General features: G+C 43.2%; 5 protein-coding genes and 1 tRNA gene. 2 read left to right on the top strand and 4 right to left on the bottom strand.

Going from position 1 to position 4523, the window contains the following annotated elements:
- Positions 1 to 187: 187 nt before the first annotated feature.
- The 3 genes from Q0438_RS03385 to Q0438_RS03375 all read right to left on the bottom strand — a co-directional run bounded on the left by Q0438_RS03385 (position 188) and on the right by Q0438_RS03375 (position 2621).
- Positions 188 to 278: transfer RNA gene (locus tag Q0438_RS03385), tRNA-Ser, on the bottom strand.
- A 1006-nt stretch (positions 279 to 1284) separates the two neighbouring features.
- A complete protein-coding gene (locus Q0438_RS03380) occupies positions 1285 to 1716 on the bottom strand; it encodes a polymer-forming cytoskeletal protein (protein WP_299187384.1) in 432 nt (143 codons plus the stop codon).
- The gene (locus tag Q0438_RS03375) at positions 1668 to 2621 is read right to left on the bottom strand and encodes a M23 family metallopeptidase (protein WP_299187381.1); all 954 of its coding nucleotides are present in this window, start codon (positions 2619 to 2621) and stop codon (positions 1668 to 1670) included. The genes Q0438_RS03380 and Q0438_RS03375 overlap by 49 nt, the downstream gene beginning before the upstream one ends.
- A 129-nt stretch (positions 2622 to 2750) precedes the next feature.
- On the opposite strand from Q0438_RS03375, the gene Q0438_RS03370 reads away from it, so the two are divergent.
- A complete protein-coding gene (locus Q0438_RS03370; protein ID WP_299187378.1) occupies positions 2751 to 3194 on the top strand; it encodes a DNA starvation/stationary phase protection protein in 444 nt (147 codons plus the stop codon).
- Positions 3195 to 3831: 637 nt separating this feature from the next.
- A complete protein-coding gene (locus tag Q0438_RS03365; RefSeq protein ID WP_299187376.1) occupies positions 3832 to 4110 on the top strand; it encodes a hypothetical protein in 279 nt (92 codons plus the stop codon).
- Between the two features lie 283 nt (positions 4111 to 4393).
- Here the strand turns inward: Q0438_RS03365 and Q0438_RS03360 are convergent.
- Positions 4394 to 4523 (bottom strand): HIT domain-containing protein (locus tag Q0438_RS03360; protein ID WP_299187387.1); only part of this gene is annotated, 130 nt, incomplete at its 5' end.

Here is a 4523-nt window from a genome sequence, read left to right as displayed (position 1 = left end):
CGCTTTTTGAACACGCACCTTTCTATGAAATACAGCGTGAAATTTTAAAATTTCATGCAAGTAAATTTTATCACTCGCGGCGCCGTATCCGGCAAACCCAAGTCGCGATTTTGTGCGTATAGCCGTCGGTAGCGAGATCGGTCAAATTTATGATGATTAAATTTTGTAGATTTAAATTTTGAATCGGTGGCGGACAGAGAGGGATTTGAACCCTCGAGCCCCGGTTAGAAGCTGCACCCTTAGCAGGGGTGTGGTTTCGGCCACTCACCCATCTGTCCACAAAAAGAAGTCGCATTATACATAACTAATCTAATAACGGGCTTAAATTTAAGGCGCCGAAATTTCGCGGGATTAGAATTTACGGTGCAAACCCCAAGAATATAAATGCCATCACAGGCTTGCTTTTGGCGCAGAAAAATTGGAAATGCGCGCGCGTGCTAAATTGCGCGGATTCGTAAAATTTCAGATCCGTAGAGGTTTGAAAATTCTGAAATTTCAAAATTTGCAGAATTCTAAATTTATAAAATTTAGAAACCTCGCGAGCCTTGAAATTCCAGAAGTTTGAAAAATTTAAACGCTTTGAAATTTTTGGAATTTCAAAATTTTAAGATTACACTCTAAAAGCCTTTTAAAAATCGCACCGAATTTTGATGAGCTTGAACAGATTGGAATTTTAAAATTTCAAAACCCCAAAAACTAAGAAAATTTTAGGCTAAAGAATTCAATCTAGGTAAATTTAAGTCAAAACAAAATTCAGTCGAGGCGAATTCTGGCTGAGGCGAATTTTAATCTGAATAAATTTTAACTCGGGGAAATTTTGGCTGAAGCGGATTTAAATTTTTAAATTTAATTGCGCCGCTAACCGCCCGGTTCTATGCTGCGGTACGCAGTATTTTGCGGCGCAGTTAGCCCTACCACGTCGCACTGAATCCAATGCAACTATTTTTACCATTCTGCGACTCGCCGCACTTATCACGCAAGATGGCGTTTAGTCCTAATCTCGCCATTTCGCGCTGTATCAATGCGCCTATTCCTGCGCCATATCTAGCCACTCGTCGTGTCCTATCGCGCTTCAATGAGTGTTTATTTCCTCGCTCACGCCGTATTGTACTGCCTGGCATGTACTAAATCATGCCACGCCGCACCCGACCACTTGCCGCGCCCGCGCTTAATATATACCTATCTCTGCTGCGCTGTAATATCTTAGATGCGCGCCTAGAAGTCCTACGTTGTACCATTTCGCACTAGCTTTTCACGCACGACGGACGCCGCCCGGCTATTCACTTAAGCGCGTAAATTTTGTTCATCCAGTACTTTGTCGATCAGTCTGACGTCTTCGGCGACGGTGCTGTCCACCACGAGGGGCTGCTCGCCGCCATTTACCGCGCTTTTACCGTTAAATTTAGCGCCCACTTCGATGCCGAAATTTTGCGATAGCACGTCGCCTACGAGTACGCCGCCGCCTAGTAGCTCGACGAGCTCGGCTTCGATATTGCCGAAGAATTTGCCGTTGATGACGATATGTTTTGCCTTGATTGAGCCGCGCGCGGTGCCGTTTTTGCCGATGACGACGGTGCTATCTGAGATCACGTCGCCCTCTACGTTGCCGTCGATATGCAGTATGCACGACAGACGCATCTCTCCTTTGATGAGCGTACCTGCCGAGATTATCGTTGTTTGAGCGGTGTTTGCATTGCCTTTATTAAAGACTGCCATGGGATATCTTCCTCCTTGGTGAAAATTTCTTTATAGTTCTTTTTGTTCCATTCGATGAAATTTAGCGGATTAAGCGGTAGCTGCAAAAACCTGATCTCATAATGCAGATGAGGTCCGGTGCTAAGACCCGTATTGCCGCTAAAAGCTATGAGATCGCCTTTATTTACGAACTCGCCCACTTTGCGGGTTAAATTTGAATCCAGATGCGCGTACCGCGTCGTAAAGCCGTAGTTGTGACGGATCTCGACTAGGTTGCCGTAGCCGCTGCCGCCCGCGCCGCTGTATTGGATGATGCCGTCTGCCGGCGCGTAAATCGGCGTTTTAAGCGGCGTGCGCAGATCAACGCCGGGGTGGAATTGTTTGCGCTTTAAGATCGGGTGGTTGCGCCAGCCGAATTTCTCGCTAAGCTGATAGGTTTGCATCACTCTGCCGTTTGGGATCTGCATAAATATCTCTTTTATCAGCGCGTCCGAAAAGGTTTGGTTTACGATCTTATCGGCGCGGCTTTTGATCTCCTCCTCGGAGGTAGGCTTGATATGCGAGAGGCGGTCGATCATGCGCTCATCGGCCTCGGGATCGAGTCCGAACTCATGCTCCAAATCGGCGATCTTGCCCTCGATAGCTTCAAATTCCATTTGGCTCGCCGCGATACCGTCGCGAAGCTTTTGATTCAGCTCGTTAAGCTCGGTTTTGGTCTGCGAAAGACGGTCGATTTTAGAGCCCAGATACTTGATATACAGTGCGCCCGTGACGAAAATGGTAAAAACAAATAGCACCAAATATAACGCGATCTTTTTGATAATTTGCGAAAGCAAAAAATTCCTAGAGCCGTTAAGATCGGTGATAGTTATCATAAATTTGTTTTTCATGGCGTGCATTATAATGTAGTCTAGCTGAAATTTCAAAAAAGTTGTTTATAAATTTAAAATCTGTTAATCAAAAATTCCACTAAAAGATAAAATTTATTATCTAGTATTATTTCTGTTTAAGGTTATCGTAGTATAATACCAACAATTTTAAGTAAAGGAGACACAATGTCAAAAACAGTAAAACAACTAAACAAACTTCAAGCCGACGCTCACGCGCTTTTCGTCGCATTTCACGATTATCACTGGAACGTTAAAGGCTTGCAATTCGCGCAAGTTCACGCTTACACCGAGGAGGCCTACGATGAGATGGGCGAGCTTTTCGACGATATGGCCGAGCGCGCGCTAATGATAGGTGGCAAAGCGGTAACCAAAGCCAAGGATCTGATCGAGCTTTCAAAAGACGCGCCGATTAGCGTAAAGGACAGCTACGGCGTAACCGAAGTACTTGAGAACGTCAAAAAAGCCTACGAGTATTTGGTAAAAGAGTTTAAAAAGCTTCAAGAGGTAGCCGAAGCAGAGGGCGACGATACGACTTCAAACATCGCGCAAGATCACTACGGCAAATATGAAAAACGCCTATGGATGCTCTCTTCGATGCTTTCAAAATAGTCTGATTTCGGCTGCGGAGCTTTTTCGCAGCTGAGTCTAAATTTTAATCCTTTCAAAATTTATGGAGATGCATATCTCCAATCTGTATTATAAAATTCCAAAATTATCATTGTCATTTAAAATTAGCTACTAAAAATATCCAGTAAAATTCCAAGCTCAAAGACGAAATATAAATGCAATTTCGGCTAAACTAAATTTTATATGCTATGAGTACATCAATCGTATTGTGGCGTGTGTAAGGCGCGCCAAATTTAGGTAGTGCAGAAAAACACCGCTTTTTATGCTAAAATAACTGCGCTATATCGGTAAAAATGTCCAGCCATAAATTTGCTGGCGTTGCAAAAATTATATACTTTAGGAGTTAAAGTTGAGTAAATATATTTTACACCGCATTTGCGCGAGTTGTGGTGCGACAACGGAGTTTGAGATTGCCGCTCGCGATATGGCGTTTGGTCAATTTGATGAAGCGGTTGTTAGAGCTAAGTGCGAGAAATGTGGCAGTTGCGAGTGCAAGAAAGTATGGGGTAGTAATATAGCCATTGACTCGGAGTTATTAAACGAGTGGGGACAAAATGCGGAGTTGAAATTTTGCTATAGTCAGGAGAGTGTAATTGTAAGCGATGGTAAGGAGCAATTAATGCAGTATGAAAATGATGAGGACGTAAATTTATGCGATTTCTGCGATTTTGAGCTGCTTTTGGCAAATTTAGAAAATGAAAATTTTTTACCGCAAAAGCGCGGCACCATCGCGTCCGCCCTTTGCACGGCGGCGTATGATGAGAAAGATGACGCACGGCTAGAAAAGATGTATGAGCTTTTAACGGAGAACCGAGAAGCTATTGCGCGTTATAAGGAGTATATGTGGGACTTCATCATAGAGTACATTTTTCCTAAAATCGGGCTTGAAGCAGAATAGAATTTCGCAGTTTTTCTAGTGTTGGCAAAAAAATCTGCGTGCTATAAAATTTTGACGGATTAAATTTACTGGGTAAAATTTTAATATGTTCTAAAATTCTGCCCAGTAAGTCCTTGTGTTTGTAATTTTACGCCAAGCAAAATTTTGTAATTTACGAACTAAAATCTGTACTATCAAAATCCGCATAAAACCTTGTCTGATAAGAATTTTGCATTACAAACTTCGACTTTTGCAGATTGCATACTTCCCCGGCTAATTTTACAAGCTGAAAATTCTTGGGCGGTTAAAAATTATCCTTCGTATTTCGGTCGCTTACGTGATCCCATGGCAGCTTCATTCCGCCCAGGATGTGGAAGTGCAGATGCATCACCTCTTGCCCGCCGTTTTCGCCGCAGTTGCAAACGAGGCGGTAT

Source organism: uncultured Campylobacter sp. (assembly GCF_938030785.1).
Classification (GTDB): Bacteria; Campylobacterota; Campylobacteria; order Campylobacterales; family Campylobacteraceae; genus Campylobacter_B.
This window is presented reverse-complemented; position numbering and strand designations above follow the sequence as displayed.

Coding starts and splice junctions, on each gene's coding strand:
- Q0438_RS03380 (WP_299187384.1), bottom strand. CDS start 1,716: ATGGCAGTCTTTAATAAAGGCAATGCAAACACCGCTCAAACAACGATA.
- Q0438_RS03370 (WP_299187378.1), top strand. CDS start 2,751: ATGTCAAAAACAGTAAAACAACTAAACAAACTTCAAGCCGACGCTCAC.
- Q0438_RS03365 (WP_299187376.1), top strand. CDS start 3,832: ATGCAGTATGAAAATGATGAGGACGTAAATTTATGCGATTTCTGCGAT.